We start from the raw sequence: 14,956 nt of genomic DNA, 5'->3' as shown, positions 1-14,956 counted from the left end.
ACCTGCACGACGCCCTACGACATCACGTAGGAGGGCGCCCGCGCCGTGGACGCCACCTTCCCCGCCGAGCCGGAAGCGCAGTCACCCGGTTAGACACTCACGCCCCGTCTCTGTGATCAGAGGCGGGGCGTTTTTCCTGCTCAGGGGTGGAGCCTCCGGCCGGATTCGAACCGGCGACCTGCCGCTTACAAGGCGGACGCTCTGCCAGCTGAGCTACGGAGGCGGCGCTGCTTCTGCAGCGTCACCACGATAGCGCGTATACGCCGCGACTCAGACGCGCTCGCGGGTCGGACTCTCCGGTCGCGTCGGGTCACCGGGCGCTGGCGGAGCATTAATGAACCGTGGTTCAATAATGACGTGGCACGGCCGAGGAAGATCACGGATGAACGTCTGCTGGCCGCCGCCGGGGTGGTCATCAGCCGGCTGGGGCCGGGGTTCACGCTGGCGGACGTGGCTCGGGAGGCGGGGGTCGCCGTCGGGACGGTGGCGCAGCGGTTCACGTCCAAGCATGGGCTGCTGGTCGCGATGAGCCGGACGGCGGTCGAGAGCACACGGCATGGTATGCGCGTGGCGGTGGAGGAGGCCGGCGATCCGGTCACCGCGGTGATCGACGTGTTGGTCCGGGCCTTCGCGCCGCTGGACGATCCCGAGACGGCCCCCAACAATCTGGCGCAGTTGGCCGTCGATCTGGCCGATGAGGAGCTGCGCGGGCTGCTGGCGGAGCTGTACGCGGCCCTGGAGGAAGGGCTCGTCCCGTTGCTCGAGCGGGCGGTGCGCGAGGGACGGCTCCCGGGCGCACCGCTCGTACCGGCGGCCGCCCGGATTCTCACCGCGGTCGCCGACGGGACCACGCTGCACTGGTCGGCGCGGCCGGCCGGTGGTCTGTGCGACCGGATGCGCGCCGACGTCGGCGCGGTCCTGGCCGGCTGGTGTCACGGTTCAGACGCAGGAGCGATCGAGGAGGGCATGTGACCGGTCCACTGAGGGGACACGTCGCACTGGTCACCGGGGGTACCCGGGGTGCCGGGCGGGGCATGGCGGTCGAGTTGGGGGCGGCCGGCGCGACGGTGTACGTCACCGGCCGCAGCACGCGGGAGTCGCGCAGCCCGCTTGGCCGTACGGAGACGATCGAGGAGACCGCCGAGCTGGTGACGGAGGCGGGCGGCCAGGGCATCGCGGTGCGGTGCGACCACATGGTGCCGGCGGACGTACGGGCGGTGGTCCGCCGGATCGAGGAAGAACAGGACGGCCGCCTGGACGTGCTCGTCGATGACACGTGGGGCGGTGACCAGTGGATCGAGTGGGCGCCGCTGTGGGAGCACGACCTGGACAAGGGCCTGCAGGCGGTCCGCAACGGATTGGAGACCCACCTGATCACGCTCCACACGGTCCTCCCGCTGCTCGTACGGCGGGGCCGTGGCCTGGTCGTGGAGATCACCGACGGGGATGACATGTTCAACGACCGCTATCGGGGATCGATGTTCTTCGATCTGGTGAAGGTGGCGATCACGCGGCTCGGCAAGATGCTGCACGAGGAGCTGGCCCCGCACGGCGTCACGTCACTGTCGCTGACGCCCGGGTTCCTGCGCTCGGAGGAGATGCTCGAGCACTTCGGGGTCACCGAGGAGACCTGGCGGGACGGGATCGCGAAGGACAAGTGGTTCGCGATCGCGGAGTCGCCCCGCTACATCGGGCGGGCGGTGGCCGCGCTGGCCGCCGACCCGGACGTGGCCCGCTGGTCCGGCAAGGCGCTGTCGTCCGGGGTACTGGCCAAGCACTACGGCTTCACCGACCTCGACGGCTCGCAGCCGGAGGCGAGCCGGTTCTTCGAAGAGGTCTACTTCGGCGACAAGAAGGACGCCCCGGTCACGGACTACCGCTGAGAGCGACGGCGGGCGATCTCGTACATGGCGATGCCCCCGGCGACGCCGGCGTTGAGAGACTCGGCGCTCGGGCCCATCGGGATGTTGACCACCAGGTCGCACGTCTCGGCGACCAACCGCGACAGGCCCTTGCCCTCTGAGCCCACGACCAGTACGAGCGGACCGCTCGCGGCCTCCAGATCGCCGACGCCGACCGCGCCGCGGGCATCCAGCCCGGCGACGAACAGACCGGCACTCTGGTAGCTCTTCAGCGCGCGTACGAGGTTGGTGGCGCGGGCGACCGGGACCGAGGCGAGGGTGCCCGCGGAGGTCTTCCAGGCCCCGGCGGTCACTCCCGCCGCCCGGCGCTCGGGCACGAGCACACCATGCGCGCCGAACGCCGCCGCCGACCGGACGATCGCCCCCAGGTTGCGCGGGTCGGTGACTCCGTCGAGGGCGACGACGAGCGGAGGGGTGCCACGGCGCAGCAGGTCGTCGGGGTGCGCGTAACGGTATTCGGGGACCTGGAGGACGATGCCCTGGTGCACGGCCCGATCGGTCATCCGGTCGAGCTCGGCCTTGCCCGCCTCCAGCAGCGGGACACCGGCGTCGGTGGCGAGCTTGATGGACTCGCGGACGCGGTCGTCCGACGCCCCGGTCATGACGTACAGGGCGCTGGCCGGGATGCCGGCTCGCAGCGCCTCGACGACCGGGTTACGGCCGGTGACCAGCTCCGGGCCCTCCGGCGAGAATCGCCGGGCCGGCCGCTCCGTGGGGGACGACGAGGGCGTACGCCGGGTGCCGGCGGTGGTGGCGGTGCCGGTGCGTGTCGCCGACTTGGCTGCGCGGGCGGTCTGGCGTTTGCCGTACCAGTGCCGATCCTCGGCCTTCAGTGTGTGACTCGGCCCCTTCTTGCGACGCTTCGACATCCTCGCCCTCCGCTGGTGCACCGGGCGATCTGTCGCCCCGGCACAGACTCTACGCGGCTCCGGGACCCGAACCGTCCCGCAGGAGCCGCTCGATACGCTCCAGCCGGTGTTCGATGGCGGTCAGCCGCTCTCCGACGGCCTCGATCGCGGCCTCGATCGGCCGTTCGCCGGCCGAACCCGTCTCGGCCGGCCGTTCCCCCGCCGGACCCGTCTCGAGCGGCGGTTCCCCCGCCGGACCCGTCTCGACGGGCCGGTCGCCGACCGGGGCCTCGCGGCCCGCCGCCTCCCGGGGTGAGGGCTGAGGGCGACCCGTCCGGCGGCTCTGCAGGTCCAGGATGACGGCGCTCCGCAGTTCGGCCACGTCGACGCCGCGCCGCTGCAGGACCCGAGCGCCGACCCCGTCGGTCTCGCGCATGAGGCCGAGGAGGATGTGCTCGCTGCCGATGTAGTCGTCGCCGAGTTGCAGTGCCTCGCGCAGGGACAGCTCGAGGACCTTCTTGGCCCGTCGTGTGAACGGGATGTCGCTCTCGGGCTCCCGTGACCCCCGTCCGGCGATGGCCTCCACGTCGCGACGGGTGGTGTCGAGGTCGACGCCCGCGGCGGCGAGGGCCCGTACGGCCCCGTCCGTGTCACCGCGCAGCAGACCGAGAAGGAGATGCTCGGTCCCGATATGGCCGTGCTCGAGCGAGCGGGCCTCCTCCTGGGCGTGAACGACGACACGGCGTGCGGTATCGGCGAACCGCTCGAACACGTGCACCACCTCGGCAGGCAGGGCCCCGGCCGGGGCGGCCGCTCGGACCCGTCGGACTTCTCGACCGGTACGTCCCCCGGAGCGCCGCCCCGCAACCGGATCGAGGGACCCCATCGGAACCCCGTCCGTAGACCGCCCCGTACGCGGCTGTCTGCCGGGGTGGCTCAGGAGCGCTTGAGCTCCCAGCGGGTGCCTCGCGGGGTGTCCTCGATCAGGATCCCCGCGGCGGTCAGGCCGTCGCGGATGGCGTCGGCCGCGGCGTAGTCCTTGCGGGACCGGGCCGCCTGCCGCTGTTCGAGGGCCACCGACACGAGCGCGTCGACGACCTCGCGAAGGTCGCCGCCGGTGCCCTCCCACTGCTCCGACAACGGGTCGAGGCCGAGGATGTCGAGCATCGCGCGCACCTCGCCCAGGACGCGGGTCACGGCGTCCTTGTCGCCGGCGGCGAGCGCGGTGTTGCCATCGCGGACGGCCTCGTGGACGACGGCCAGGGCCTGCGGAACACCGAGGTCGTCGTTCATCGCGTCGACGAACGGGGCGGGCGGCGTGCCGGGCTCGACGCGTCCGGTGAGCTCCACGGCTCGTGTCACGAATCCCTCGACGCGCTGGTACGCCAGCGCGGCGTCGCGCAGGGCCTCGTCGGAGTAGTCGATGATCGAGCGGTAGTGGGCGGCGGCGAGGTAGTAACGGACCTCGACCGGGCGGGCCCGGTCGAGGAGATCCGTCAGCAGCACGACGTTGCCGACGGACTTGCTCATCTTCTCGCCGTTCACCGTGAGCAGGCCGTTGTGCAGCCAATACCGGGCGAACCCGTCACCGGCGGCGGTCGACTGCGCGAGCTCGTTCTCATGGTGGGGGAAGATCAGGTCGACTCCGCCGCCGTGGATGTCGAAGATCGGCCCGAGGTACTTGGTCGCCATCGCGGAGCACTCGAGGTGCCAGCCGGGGCGGCCCGGCCCCCAGGGCGTCTCCCAGCTAGGCTCGCCCGGTTTGGCGCCCTTCCACAGCGCGAAGTCGCGGGCGTCGTGCTTGGCCGCCTCGTTGGGCGTGTCACCGGCCGGCCGCATGTTCTCGAGGCGCTGGTTGGACAGCGCGCCGTAGCGATCGGCCCAGGACGCGACGTCGAAGTAGACGTCGCCCTCGACGGTGTAGGCGTGGCCCGCCTCGATGAGGCGGCGCATCAGCACGATCATCTCGGGGACGTGCCCGGTCGCACGGGGCTCGATGGTCGGCGGCAGGCAGCCGAGGGCGTCGTAGCCGCGGCCGAAGACCCGCTGGTTGGCCTCGGCCACCGCGAACCACGGCGCACCGGTCTCGGCGGCGACCCGGATGATCTTGTCGTCGACGTCGGTGATGTTCCGGACGAAGGTGACGTCGTAGCCGGAGGCGCTCAGCCAGCGGACCACGAGGTCGTAGATGACGCCGGAGCGCATGTGCCCGATGTGCGGGGCGGCCTGCGGCGTGGCACCACAGACGTAGATCCCCGCCCGGCCCGCCTCGAGCGGGACGAATTCGCGGATGCTACGGGTACCGGTGTCGTAGAGGCGCAGGCTCACGCGTTAGAGGCTATTCGATACCCGTCCGCTCCCGGCACCGGAATCGCAAGGCTCGCCCGATCATGTACGGCTCCGCGACCGTCCCCGGGCGACACGCGGCACGGCGATAAGAGCACGGACGCGTTGATCCGGTCAAGATAGGGGAACCTCCGAGCCGATGGTTGGTTTCCCTGCTATGACTGACTCCCCCGCCCCGTACTCCACGGCGCAGCGGCGGCTGCTGACGGCCGCAGGCGGCCTCGGCGTCGCGGCGCTGGCCGGTGCGACGTTCGTGCTCTCCTATGACGACCTGCGGGCGCTCGCCGTCCAGGGTGGCGCCGCGCGCCACTGGGCGTACCTGTACCCCGGCGTGCTCGACGGACTGATCGTCGTCGTGATCCTGTCGATCCTCACCGCGCGCCGGTCCCGCTGGTGGGCGCGCGCCGTCCGGTGGCTGCTCCTGCTGGCGCTCATCGCCGGCGCCGGCGCCGCGGAGGTCGAGCGCGCCGTCCACGGCTATCGCCACCTGTCGCGCCCATGGCTGTCGGGCGGGGTCGCGGCAGCCCCCTGGGTGATCCTCGCGATCGCCGTATGGCTGTGGCTGTCCATGATCAAGCAGGTCGTACGGGGCCGTCGGCGCGACGCCACCGCCCCGCCGGTCCCGGACTCCCCGTCGGCCACGGCCGCCTCGCCGGACGCCGAGCCGACGGACACCCACGCCGAGCCGACCGACACCCGGCGAGCGCTCATTCCGGGCCTCTTCGACGAGGAGCCCTCCGACACCCGCCCGCTGCCGCGTCCCGCGGCACCACGCGCGCTCGGACCCGCTTCCGAGTCTCCCGGAACCGCTTCCGAGCCCGACGCCGGGACCGACCTGGAGCCGGCGGCGTTTCGGGACGGTCCGCTGCTCTCGCCGGAGCTGGAACGGCAGGCGGACCGCGCGTGGCAGCCCGGTCCCGCTCTGTCCCCCGCCACGGCACCCGACGCCGAGGGCTCGGGGACCGCGAACGCCCGGGACTTCGGGGCCGTACCCCTCACGGACGACATCCAAGGCTCCGGAACCGTACCCCTCACGGACGACACCCGAGGCTCCGGAACCGTACCTCTGGCGGACGACGCCCGAGGCTCCGGCGCGGTATCCATGACGGAGGACCCCTGGGACTCCGAGACCGTGTCCCGGACGGACACGGACCCGGCCAAGGCCGATCCCGACCCGGAGGTGAACGTGCCCGTGAACGAGACGCCCGTGGACCCTGAGCAGGAGAAGCCCCCGCCGCGCTGGGTGGCCCGGACCTCGCTGCCGACCGATGTACGGCTCGTCGGGCCGCCTAAGAAAGGACGGTCGCTCGGCGACACCCAGCCCGACGGCATCAGGCTGGCGGACACCGACCCGGACGGCATCCCGATCGCCGGTGTGGCCGACGCGGCGCAGGCGGGTGAGGAGGAGGACGCGTACGCCGAGGACCGGGCCGAGGACCCGGACGCCGGCGACGCCCAGTCGTGGGCGGAGCAGGACGACGCCTCCTGGCCGGCCGCCCCGGGGGCGCCCCAACGGGACGAGGACATGACCCCGCCGTCCAGCAAGTTCCGCAGCTCGCCGACGCCGCCCCGCGACTGAGCGCACGCCGGATCCTTCGGGATCGAATCCGCTCGGACCTGGGAAGGTATGGATCATGGAGACCTGGGTTCCCGTTCCCGACGGCAGCGGATTCGGGGTGCACAACCTCCCGTACGGCGTGTTCTCCCGGCGCGGGGAGCTGCCGCGCGTGGGTGTGGCCATCGGCGACCACGTGCTGGACCTGGCCGCGCTGGCGGCGGCGGGGCTGCTCGCCGACCGGCGGTGGTTCGCCTCCGGGACGCTGAACACCTTCATGGCCGCCGGGCGCGCGGTCTGGCAGGCGACCCGGGACCGCCTGACCACGCTGCTCACCGACGCGGCGTACCGCGCGCAGGTCGAGCCGCATCTCGTGCCGCAGAGCGAGGCCGAACCTCGCCTGCCGTTCGACGTGGCCGACTACGTCGACTTCTACTCCTCGCGCGACCACGCCACGAACGTCAGCCAGATCTTCCGGCCGGGCGCGGATCCGCTCCCCCCGAACTGGCTGCACCTCCCGATCGGGTACCACGGCCGGGCCGGCACGGTGGTGCCGTCGGGAACGCCGATCGTACGGCCCTGCGGGCAGCGCCGGGGCGATGACGGCCCGGTGTTCGGCCCGACGGTCAAGCTGGACGTCGAGGCGGAGGTCGGCTTCGTCGTGGGCGTGCCCTCGGCGCTCGGCCGGCCGGTGCCGACGGCCGGGTTCCGCGACCACGTGTTCGGCTTCGTGCTCGTCAACGACTGGAGCGCCCGGGACATCCAGGCGTGGGAGTACCAGCCGCTCGGGCCGTTCCTCGGCAAGTCCTTCGCGACGTCGATCTCCCCCTGGGTCGTGCCCGTGGCGGCCCTGGAGAGCGCCCGTACGGGCCCGCCGACCCAGAGTCCGGAGCCGTTGCCGTACCTGCGTACCGAGGAGCCCTGGGGCCTGGAGATGACGCTCCAGATCGAGCTCAACGGTCACGTCGTGAGCCGCCCGCCGTTCGCGAGGATGTACTGGACCGCGCCGCAGCAGCTCGCCCACGCCACCGTGAACGGCGCCGCGCTGCGCACCGGCGACCTGATGGCCTCCGGAACGGTCTCCGGACCGACACGGCACGAACGCGGCAGCCTGATCGAGCTCACCTGGGACGGCCGGGACCCGCTGGTGCTCCCCGACGGGCAGCGCCGGGCCTTCCTGGAGGACGGCGACACCGTACGGATCCAGGCGACCGCCGCCGGGCCCGACGGCGTCCCGATCGGGTTCGGCGAGGTGACCGGCACCGTGCTGCCGGTGATCTGCTGAGCTCCGTCGATGCCGGCGACCCCGCCCCAGCCCACCGGTGGCCTGCTGACTCCGTCCGGGGTCGGTGACCGTGGCACGACCGAGCCTGTCGAGGCCGGGGGTGCCGCACCGCCGATGGCCTGCCGAACTCCGCCGAGATCGGCGACCGCGCCGCAGCCCAGCCTGTCGAGGGTGCCGTACCGCCGGTGGCTCCGTCGGGTTCGGTGACCGTGGCACGACCCAGCCTGTCGAGGCCGGGGGTGCCGCACCGCCAGTGGCTCCATCGGGGGCGGCGGCCGTCGCACGGCCGAGCCCCGTCGAGTAGCGGCGGCGCCGTGCCGTCGGTGGTCAGACGAGGACGAGGGCGGTCGCGATGGCGGCCAGCCCCTCGCCGCGGCCGGTGAGGCCCAGGCCGTCCGTCGTGGTGCCGGACACGCTGACCGGGGCGCCTCCCAGCGCCTCGCTCAGGGCCTTCTCCGCCTCGGCGCGCCGCGGGCCGACCCGCGGACGAACCCCGATGACCTGGATGGAGACGTTGCCGATGGTGTGCCCCGCGGCCGTGATCCGGCGTTCGACCTCCCGCAGGAGATCCACTCCGGAGGCTCCCGCCCAGCGCGGGTCACTGGTGCCGAAGATCGCACCGAGATCACCGAGACCGGCGGCGGACAGGAGCGCGTCGCAGGCCGCGTGCGCCGCGACGTCGCCGTCCGAGTGCCCGTCGAGGCCGTCGCCCTGACCGGGCCAGTCCAGACCGGCCACCCGTAGCGGGCGACCAGAAGCGAACGGGTGGACGTCGACTCCGACGCCCACCCGTGGAAACCGAGTCGCCAAGGCGTTAGTTGGCCAAGACCTCGTCGAGGAGGGCCTCGGCCTTGTCCTCGTTGGTCTTCTCGGCCAGCGCCAGCTCGCTGACCAGTATCTGCCGCGCCTTGGCCAGCATGCGCTTCTCACCGGCCGAGAGGCCGCGCTCCTTGTCACGCCGCCACAGGTCCCGGACAACCTCGGCGACCTTGTTGACGTCGCCGGACGCGAGCTTCTCGAGGTTCGCCTTGTAGCGCCTCGACCAGTTCGTGGGCTCTTCGGTGTAAGGTGCGCGAAGCACCTCGAACACCTTCTCCAGCCCCTCCTGGCCCACGACGTCGCGGACGCCGACCAGCTCGGCGTTCTCCGCGGGAACGCGAACGGTGAGATCGCCCTTATCGACCTTCAGGACCAGGTAGGTCTTGTCCTGACCTTTGATGGCACGAGTCTCGATGGCTTCGATCCGAGCAGCCCCATGGTGGGGGTAGACGACAGTGTCGCCGACCTTGAAAGTCATGTGACAAGTACCCCTTCCGCTATGGATAAGGGTAGCACGCTGCAGGGACCTGCTGAACCGACCATCCGGACATATACGCAGGTCAGCGGGGTAATTAGGGTATTGACAAAGCTGGAATTCGGTGTAACACCCGGCTATGAGGATTGGATTGGGCCACACCGCTCACACAGCGCCGGAAGCGGCTCATACTGGAGATGGACGAGCCGACACGGGCCGGTGATCCCCTGTGCACGGGGGGCGCCGACCCGGGGTGGGGCCGGCAGCGGTCCGAGAAGGTAGGTGTGGCGTGGGGCTTGACGGCGACCCTGACGACTATGGGCTTCCCAAGGTCGACATCGTCGTCCCGGACGATGCGCGGGAGCTCGACCGCGATGTGATCGCATACCACCGCGAGCTGCGGCAACGCCGCCGCCGCGAGCGGTGGCACAGGCTCGCCCGCCCGTTCACCCGCTACGGGATCGCCGCCCCCTTCATCGCCAGCGCCGTCCTCGTCGCCCTCATCAGCGGAGTGCTGATGACGGTCGTCTCGCCCCGACCAACCGACCACGCCATCCAGGTCCCCCCGACCGGCGTGGTGCGGCACCGCCCGGGAGACGCCGGCGGCGCGCTGCCCACGGGGAACCTGACCGTGAACGGCCAGAAGATGCCGGTCGACACACTGATCAACGTGGCCGGCCTCGTCCTGATCGTGCCGCGCGACTGCCACTGCGACGCCACCGTCACGCGCCTCGCCCAGCAGGCCGTGGCCCAGGGGTTCCAGACCTGGTTGATCGCGGACGGCCGCGCCGGCCGGGACGCGGACGACGTACGGCGGCTCGCCGACACGGTGTCCCGAGGTGACGCCATTCCCGCGGAGGATCCCGATCGCCTGCTGTCGACGGCCTATCGGGCGGCGGGGCTGACGGCGGTGCTCGTCCGCCCGGATAGGATCGTCCGCGATGTGATCCGCGGCGTCCAGCCGACCCGGGACCTCACCCCGGACCTGAGGACGCTGCGTACCCCATAAGCCGTCGTACGGCGGGCTCCCCCGTACGGGCGATGGCGCTCCGCGCGTGGACTCCCCGATCTTCGGGCACCCGCGAAACCGGCCCCCTGTCGGGCCCGCGGGGGTACCCTCGCTACGCTTCACATTCGGGCGTTCCGCGCGCCTCGGAAGACCCAAGTCCTGTCCAAGGAGAGAACGACGCCGTGAGCCGCAACCGCCGCCGGGCCGTCGCCATGGCCATCGCCGGCGCCCTCGCCGTCGCGCCGATGGTGTCCGCCTGCGCCGCCGGCCAGCATCCGCAGTCGGTGCTGCCGACCCGCCTGACCGAGGGCGTCAACGCCTCCGTGGGCCGGGTCGACGTCCGCAACGCCTTCGTGCTCGGTCCCGAGCCCGGCCAGCGACTGCCGGTGGGCGCTTCCGCGCCGTTCTACGCGTGGATCGTCGTCAAGGGCACCTCGGCGGACAAGCTCGTCGGCGTCGAGGCCGCGGGCACGGCCCAGTCGGTCGAGATCGCGAACGGCGGGCTGGACCTGCCGCCGAATCAGCTGATCTCCACGAACCCCCAGGCCACCGGCGAGCAGCCGCCCAGCGTGTCGACTCCGAGTGCCTCTCCGAGCGGCACGCCGACCAAGGGCGCCAAGAAGGCCCCGGTCAAGCCGGGCACGACGCCGACCGGCGCCCCGACCGCGGGCTCCCCGGTGCCGGGCGGCACGCCGAAGACTCCGAGCACGGGCGGCACCGCCGCGGGGGCGACGCCGAGCGTGGTCCTCAAGGGCCTCGCCAAGGAGCTCACGGGCGGTGAGTCGATCCGGCTGACCCTGCACTTCCAGCAGGCCGGCGCCCTCACGATCGACGTCCCCGTCGTCCCGCGGGCCGGCTACTACGCGACCTACCCGCCGGCGCCGAGCGCTCCGAGCGCCCCGGCCGGCACGCCGAACCCCGGCGCGAGCACCAGCCCGGGCGCGGCCGCGAGCCCGACCGCAGGCGGGGCCGCCCCGGCGGGCTCCGCCACCCCGGCCGCCAAGTCGGGCAAGCACGCGAAGGTCAAGAAGCCCGCCGCGAGCCCGTCCGCCTGAGACGCGAAGCATCAAGCCCGCCGACTCCGTACCGGAGCGGCGGGCTTTCGCGTTGCCAGACGCCTCTGAGGGCAAGGGCTCCCGAGAACGGGCGTCTCCGGCGGCTTCGCCGCGGAGACGCCCGGCTCGTGCCTGCTTACTCGTCGGGCTCGAACTTGTAGCCGAGCCCGCGCACGGTGATGATGAACCGCGGCGTCGACGGGGCGGGCTCGATCTTCGCCCTGAGCCGCTTGATGTGGACGTCGAGCGTCTTGGTGTCGCCGACGTAGTCGGCGCCCCACACGCGGTCGATCAGCTGCATGCGGGTCAGCACGCGTCCGGCGTTGCGCAGCAGCACCTCGAGGAGTTCGAACTCCTTGAGCGGCAGCGGCACCTCGGTGCCGGAGACGGTGACGACGTGCCGCTCGACGTCCATGCGGACCGGTCCGGCCTCCAGTGTCGCGGGGGCCAGTTCCTCGCCGTCGCCTCTGCGGCGCAGCACCGCGCGGATTCGGGCGACCAGTTCACGGGAGGAGAAGGGCTTCGTCACGTAGTCGTCCGCGCCGAGCTCCAGCCCGACGACCTTGTCGACCTCGCTGTCCTTGGCCGTGAGCATGATCACGGGGACGTTCGACTTGGTGCGCAGTTCTCTGCACACCTCGGTGCCGGGGAGCCCGGGCAGCATCAGGTCGAGCAGCACGAGGTCGGCGCCGGAGCGGTCGAAGGACTCCAGGGCGTCCGGCCCGGTCGCCGCGACGGCGACTTCGAAACCCTCCTTGCGCAGCATGTACGACAGCGCGTCGCTGAACGACTCCTCGTCTTCCACGACGAGCACTCGGGTCACTAGGGGGCCTCCCGTACGGTGTCTTGCTCAGTGATTTCCTTCGCGGGTGCGGAGGCGGAGGGCAGCGGAAGGCGGATGGTGAAGGTCGAGCCGGATCCCTCCTTGCTCCAGACGTTCACATCCCCCCGATGCCGGGTCGTGACGTGCTTGACGATGGCGAGCCCGAGGCCGGTGCCACCGGTCTGCCGGGATCGCGCGGGGTCGACCCGGTAGAAGCGCTCGAAGATGCGCTCGAGGTCGGCCTCGGGGATCCCGATGCCCTGGTCGGTGACGCTGATCTCGATGTGGTTCTCGTCGGCCAGCCGGGTGCACACGACGACTCTCGTGCGTTCGGGGCTGTAGGCGATGGCGTTGTCGATCAGGTTGCGGACCGCGGTGGTGAGGAGCTCTTCGTCGCCGTACGCCTTCAGGTCGTCGCGGCCGCCGATGGCGAGGGTGATCTCCTTGGGCTCCGCCTTGAGCCGACAACGGTCGACGGCCTCGTGGATGACGTCGTCGAGGTTGATCGTCCGGGGCCGCTCGACGGTCTCGCCGCCCTGCAGGCGGGTGAGCGTGATGAGGTCCTGGATGACGTTGGTCAGGCGCGCGGACTCGTGCTGCATGCGCTTCGAGAAGCGGCGAATGGCCTCCGGGTCCTCGGCGGCGTCCTCGACCGCCTCGGACAGCAGGGACAGGGCGCCGACCGGCGTCTTCAGCTCGTGGCTCACGTTGGCCACGAAGTCGCGCCGGACCGCCTCGACGCGGCGGAACTCGGTCAGGTCCTCGGCGAGGACGAGGACGAGGCCGTGTGATCCCATCGGCGCGACGCGGACCGAGAACCAGCGGCCCTCCCGGCGCCCGTGGACGACCTCGATCTCCTCTTCGCGGATCTCACCGTCGCGGCGGACGAGCCGCGCCATGGCGATGAGCTCGTCGACGAGCAGCCGATCACCGCTGACGAGACCGAACGCCCGCGCCGCCGAACTGGCGCGCAGGACGCGGTCGTCCCCGTCGATGACCACGGCCGAGGACGGGAGCACGCTCAGCACGGACGCCACACCGCTCGGCAGGCTCGACAGCGGGGTGGGGGCATCCACCGGCCGCTGGGCACGCTCGCTGGCACGGACGGCCAGCCCTGCCACCAGGCCGGTTACGAGCCCGACGGCACCCGCCAGGCCGGCGACAACCTCCACATTCACATCTTGGATCGTAGGCGGCACTCTGGCTAGGTCGCCCCGCGGAGCTGCGACGCCGCAAGGACGTTCGTCAAAAGTTAACCTGTGACTACACAACCGTTCACAGCATCCGACGATGCTGCCAACTGGATAACCACGTCTGAATAAAGGATCTTTATGCGAGACGCCTACCACGAGGAGCTCGACGGGCTCTCCGACAAGCTCGTGGAGATGACGCGGCTGGTGCGATCGGCGATGACGCGGGCCAGCACGGCTCTGCTCGACGCCGATCTGCGGCTCGCCGAAGAGGTCATCAGCACTGACGAGCAGGTCAACAAGCTCGAGACCGAGATCGAGGAGACGGTCTTCGACCTGATGGCGCGGCAGCAGCCGGTCGCCCGCGACCTGCGCATGCTGATCGCCGCGCTGCGGATGGCCGGTGACATCGAGCGCATGGGCGACCTCGCCGTTCACCTCGCCAAGACCGCCCGCCGCCGTCACCCCGACTCGGCCATCCCGCCGGAGCTGCAGGCCACCGTCCTGGAGATGGGCCAGATCGCCGAACGCATGATCGCCAAGGCCGGCAGCGTCATCGCCTCGCACGACGTCGAGATGGGCCTCGAGCTCGACACCGACGACGACCAGATGGACCGGCTGCACCGGAAGCTGTTCGACGCGCTGCTGTCGCCGAAGTGGAAGCACGGGGTCGAGCCGGCGGTGGACATCTCCCTGGCCGGCCGCTACTTCGAGCGGTTCGCCGACCACGCCGTCCACGTGGCGGAGAACGTCGTCTACCTGGTCACCGGCGAGCACGCGGAAAACATCGAGCTCGCCGAATAATCGCCGCGAACGAACGGATCCCGGCAGCGAGTCCGCTGCCGGGATCTGTGCTTTCCGGAAAGGATCTACTTCTTGCCCTGGTTGGCGACGGCCGCGATGGACTCCTTGGCGGCCTCCGGGTCGAGGTACTCCCCGCCCTTCTTGAGCGGCTCGAAGTCGCCGTCCAGCTCGTACAGCAGCGGGATGCCGGTGGGGATGTTGAGCCCGGCGATGTCCTCGTCGGAGATGTCGTCGAGGTGCTTGACCAGGGCGCGCAGCGAGTTGCCGTGCGCGGCGATCAGCACCGTGCGGCCCGCCGCGAGGTCCGGGACGATCGCGTCGTACCAGTACGGCAGCAGGCGGTCGACCACGTCGGCCAGGCACTCGGTCCGCGGGATCAGCTCCGAGGGCAGGAGGGCGTACCGCGGGTCGTTGATCTGGGACAGGGGGTCGTCGTCGGCGATCGGCGGCGGAGGCGTGTCGTACGACCGGCGCCAGGTCATGAACTGCTCGTCGCCGTACTCCTCGCGCGTCTGCGCCTTGTTCTTGCCCTGCAGGGCCCCGTAGTGGCGCTCGTTGAGCCGCCAGGAGCGTCGTACGGGGATCCACAGCTGCTCGGCGGCGTCCAGCGCGATGTTGGACGTACGGATCGCCCGCTTGAGCACCGAGGTGTGAACCACGTCGAGCCGGATGTCGGCGTCGAGTAGCAGCTCACCGCCGGTGACCGCCTCTTCTTCCCCCTTCTCGGACAGATCGACGTCCACCCAGCCCGTGAACAGGCCTTCGGCGTTCCACACGCTCTCGCCGTGCCTGAGAAGTACCAATGTCGCCATGGGAAAGGAGCCT

At 71.3% G+C, this 14,956-nt stretch carries 15 protein-coding genes and 1 tRNA gene; 7 read left to right on the top strand and 9 right to left on the bottom strand.

The genetic code is table 11. The features are described from left to right. Positions 1–147: 147 nt before the first annotated feature. Positions 148–223 (bottom strand) — tRNA-Thr (locus tag ACQP2O_RS04940). A gap of 134 nt (positions 224–357) precedes the next feature. Here ACQP2O_RS04940 and ACQP2O_RS04935 point away from each other — a divergent pair. Together ACQP2O_RS04935 and ACQP2O_RS04930 are read left to right on the top strand one after the other, a co-directional pair. Then, positions 358–972, top strand: coding sequence for a TetR/AcrR family transcriptional regulator (locus ACQP2O_RS04935; RefSeq protein ID WP_433180292.1), 615 nt, complete (start codon positions 358–360; stop codon positions 970–972). Next, complete coding sequence (locus ACQP2O_RS04930; RefSeq protein WP_433180290.1) at positions 969–1,883, top strand: SDR family oxidoreductase; 915 nt, start codon at positions 969–971, stop codon at positions 1,881–1,883. Before ACQP2O_RS04935 ends, ACQP2O_RS04930 begins: the two co-directional genes overlap by 4 nt. Here ACQP2O_RS04930 and rlmB read toward each other — a convergent pair. The 3 genes from rlmB to cysS all read right to left on the bottom strand — a co-directional run bounded on the left by rlmB (position 1,874) and on the right by cysS (position 5,098). Continuing rightward, positions 1,874–2,791, bottom strand: coding sequence for a 23S rRNA (guanosine(2251)-2'-O)-methyltransferase RlmB (rlmB, locus tag ACQP2O_RS04925; RefSeq protein ID WP_433180288.1), 918 nt, complete (start codon positions 2,789–2,791; stop codon positions 1,874–1,876). The genes ACQP2O_RS04930 and rlmB overlap by 10 nt on opposite strands. Positions 2,792–2,840: 49 nt before the next feature. Beyond that, on the bottom strand, positions 2,841–3,542 hold the full coding sequence (locus ACQP2O_RS04920; RefSeq protein WP_433180286.1) for a Clp protease N-terminal domain-containing protein: 702 nt from the start codon (positions 3,540–3,542) through the stop codon (positions 2,841–2,843). A gap of 164 nt (positions 3,543–3,706) precedes the next feature. Continuing rightward, positions 3,707–5,098 carry a cysteine--tRNA ligase gene (gene cysS / locus ACQP2O_RS04915; protein WP_433180285.1) on the bottom strand — a complete coding sequence of 464 codons (1,392 nt, stop codon included), beginning with the start codon at positions 5,096–5,098 and terminating at the stop codon, positions 3,707–3,709. Positions 5,099–5,273: 175 nt separating this feature from the next. On the opposite strand from cysS, the gene ACQP2O_RS04910 reads away from it, so the two are divergent. Then, on the top strand, positions 5,274–6,695 hold the full coding sequence (locus ACQP2O_RS04910) for a DUF2637 domain-containing protein (protein WP_433180283.1): 1,422 nt from the start codon (positions 5,274–5,276) through the stop codon (positions 6,693–6,695). 55 nt (positions 6,696–6,750) lie between these two features. Further along, entirely contained in the window at positions 6,751–7,956 is a 1,206-nt protein-coding gene (gene fahA / locus ACQP2O_RS04905; RefSeq protein WP_433180282.1) for a fumarylacetoacetase, read from the top strand. A 327-nt stretch (positions 7,957–8,283) separates the two neighbouring features. Here fahA and ispF read toward each other — a convergent pair whose 3' ends face one another. After that, positions 8,284–8,745: a 2-C-methyl-D-erythritol 2,4-cyclodiphosphate synthase gene (gene ispF / locus ACQP2O_RS04900; protein ID WP_433180280.1), complete on the bottom strand. Its 462-nt coding sequence runs from the start codon at positions 8,743–8,745 to the stop codon at positions 8,284–8,286. A 25-nt stretch (positions 8,746–8,770) separates the two neighbouring features. After that, positions 8,771–9,253, bottom strand: coding sequence for a CarD family transcriptional regulator (locus ACQP2O_RS04895; RefSeq protein WP_252778128.1), 483 nt, complete (start codon positions 9,251–9,253; stop codon positions 8,771–8,773). 286 nt (positions 9,254–9,539) lie between these two features. Between ACQP2O_RS04895 and ACQP2O_RS04890 the strand changes: the two genes are divergently transcribed. Both ACQP2O_RS04890 and ACQP2O_RS04885 read left to right on the top strand, forming a co-directional pair. Next, positions 9,540–10,259, top strand: a complete 720-nt coding sequence (locus ACQP2O_RS04890; protein ID WP_433180277.1) for a hypothetical protein — start codon at positions 9,540–9,542, stop codon at positions 10,257–10,259. A 182-nt stretch (positions 10,260–10,441) separates the two neighbouring features. After that, positions 10,442–11,314, top strand: coding sequence for a hypothetical protein (locus tag ACQP2O_RS04885; protein WP_433180275.1), 873 nt, complete (start codon positions 10,442–10,444; stop codon positions 11,312–11,314). Positions 11,315–11,450: 136 nt separating this feature from the next. On the opposite strand, the gene ACQP2O_RS04880 is transcribed toward ACQP2O_RS04885, so the two are convergent. Continuing rightward, entirely contained in the window at positions 11,451–12,137 is a 687-nt protein-coding gene (locus tag ACQP2O_RS04880; RefSeq protein ID WP_433180273.1) for a response regulator, read from the bottom strand. Further along, positions 12,137–13,315, bottom strand: a complete 1,179-nt coding sequence (locus ACQP2O_RS04875; RefSeq protein WP_433180271.1) for a sensor histidine kinase — start codon at positions 13,313–13,315, stop codon at positions 12,137–12,139. Before ACQP2O_RS04875 ends, ACQP2O_RS04880 begins: the two co-directional genes overlap by 1 nt. Before the next feature lie 153 nt (positions 13,316–13,468). Between ACQP2O_RS04875 and phoU the strand changes: the two genes are divergently transcribed. Beyond that, entirely contained in the window at positions 13,469–14,131 is a 663-nt protein-coding gene (phoU, locus tag ACQP2O_RS04870) for a phosphate signaling complex protein PhoU (protein ID WP_433180270.1), read from the top strand. Between the two features lie 65 nt (positions 14,132–14,196). Here the strand turns inward: phoU and ACQP2O_RS04865 are convergent, their stop codons facing one another. Further along, positions 14,197–14,943, bottom strand: a complete 747-nt coding sequence (locus ACQP2O_RS04865; RefSeq protein ID WP_433180268.1) for a phosphoglyceromutase — start codon at positions 14,941–14,943, stop codon at positions 14,197–14,199. Positions 14,944–14,956 lie beyond the last annotated feature (13 nt).

The organism is Actinoallomurus sp. CA-150999, assembly GCF_050942425.1.
GTDB lineage: Bacteria > Actinomycetota > Actinomycetes > Streptosporangiales > Streptosporangiaceae > Actinoallomurus.
The sequence above is the reverse complement of the archived record's forward strand: the minus strand, read 5'-3'. Positions and strand labels throughout refer to the sequence as shown.

Coding starts and splice junctions, on each gene's coding strand:
- rlmB (WP_433180288.1), bottom strand. CDS start 2,791: ATGTCGAAGCGTCGCAAGAAGGGGCCGAGTCACACACTGAAGGCCGAG.
- ACQP2O_RS04910 (WP_433180283.1), top strand. CDS start 5,274: ATGACTGACTCCCCCGCCCCGTACTCCACGGCGCAGCGGCGGCTGCTG.
- fahA (WP_433180282.1), top strand. CDS start 6,751: ATGGAGACCTGGGTTCCCGTTCCCGACGGCAGCGGATTCGGGGTGCAC.
- ACQP2O_RS04895 (WP_252778128.1), bottom strand. CDS start 9,253: ATGACTTTCAAGGTCGGCGACACTGTCGTCTACCCCCACCATGGGGCT.
- phoU (WP_433180270.1), top strand. CDS start 13,469: ATGCGAGACGCCTACCACGAGGAGCTCGACGGGCTCTCCGACAAGCTC.
- ACQP2O_RS04865 (WP_433180268.1), bottom strand. CDS start 14,943: ATGGCGACATTGGTACTTCTCAGGCACGGCGAGAGCGTGTGGAACGCC.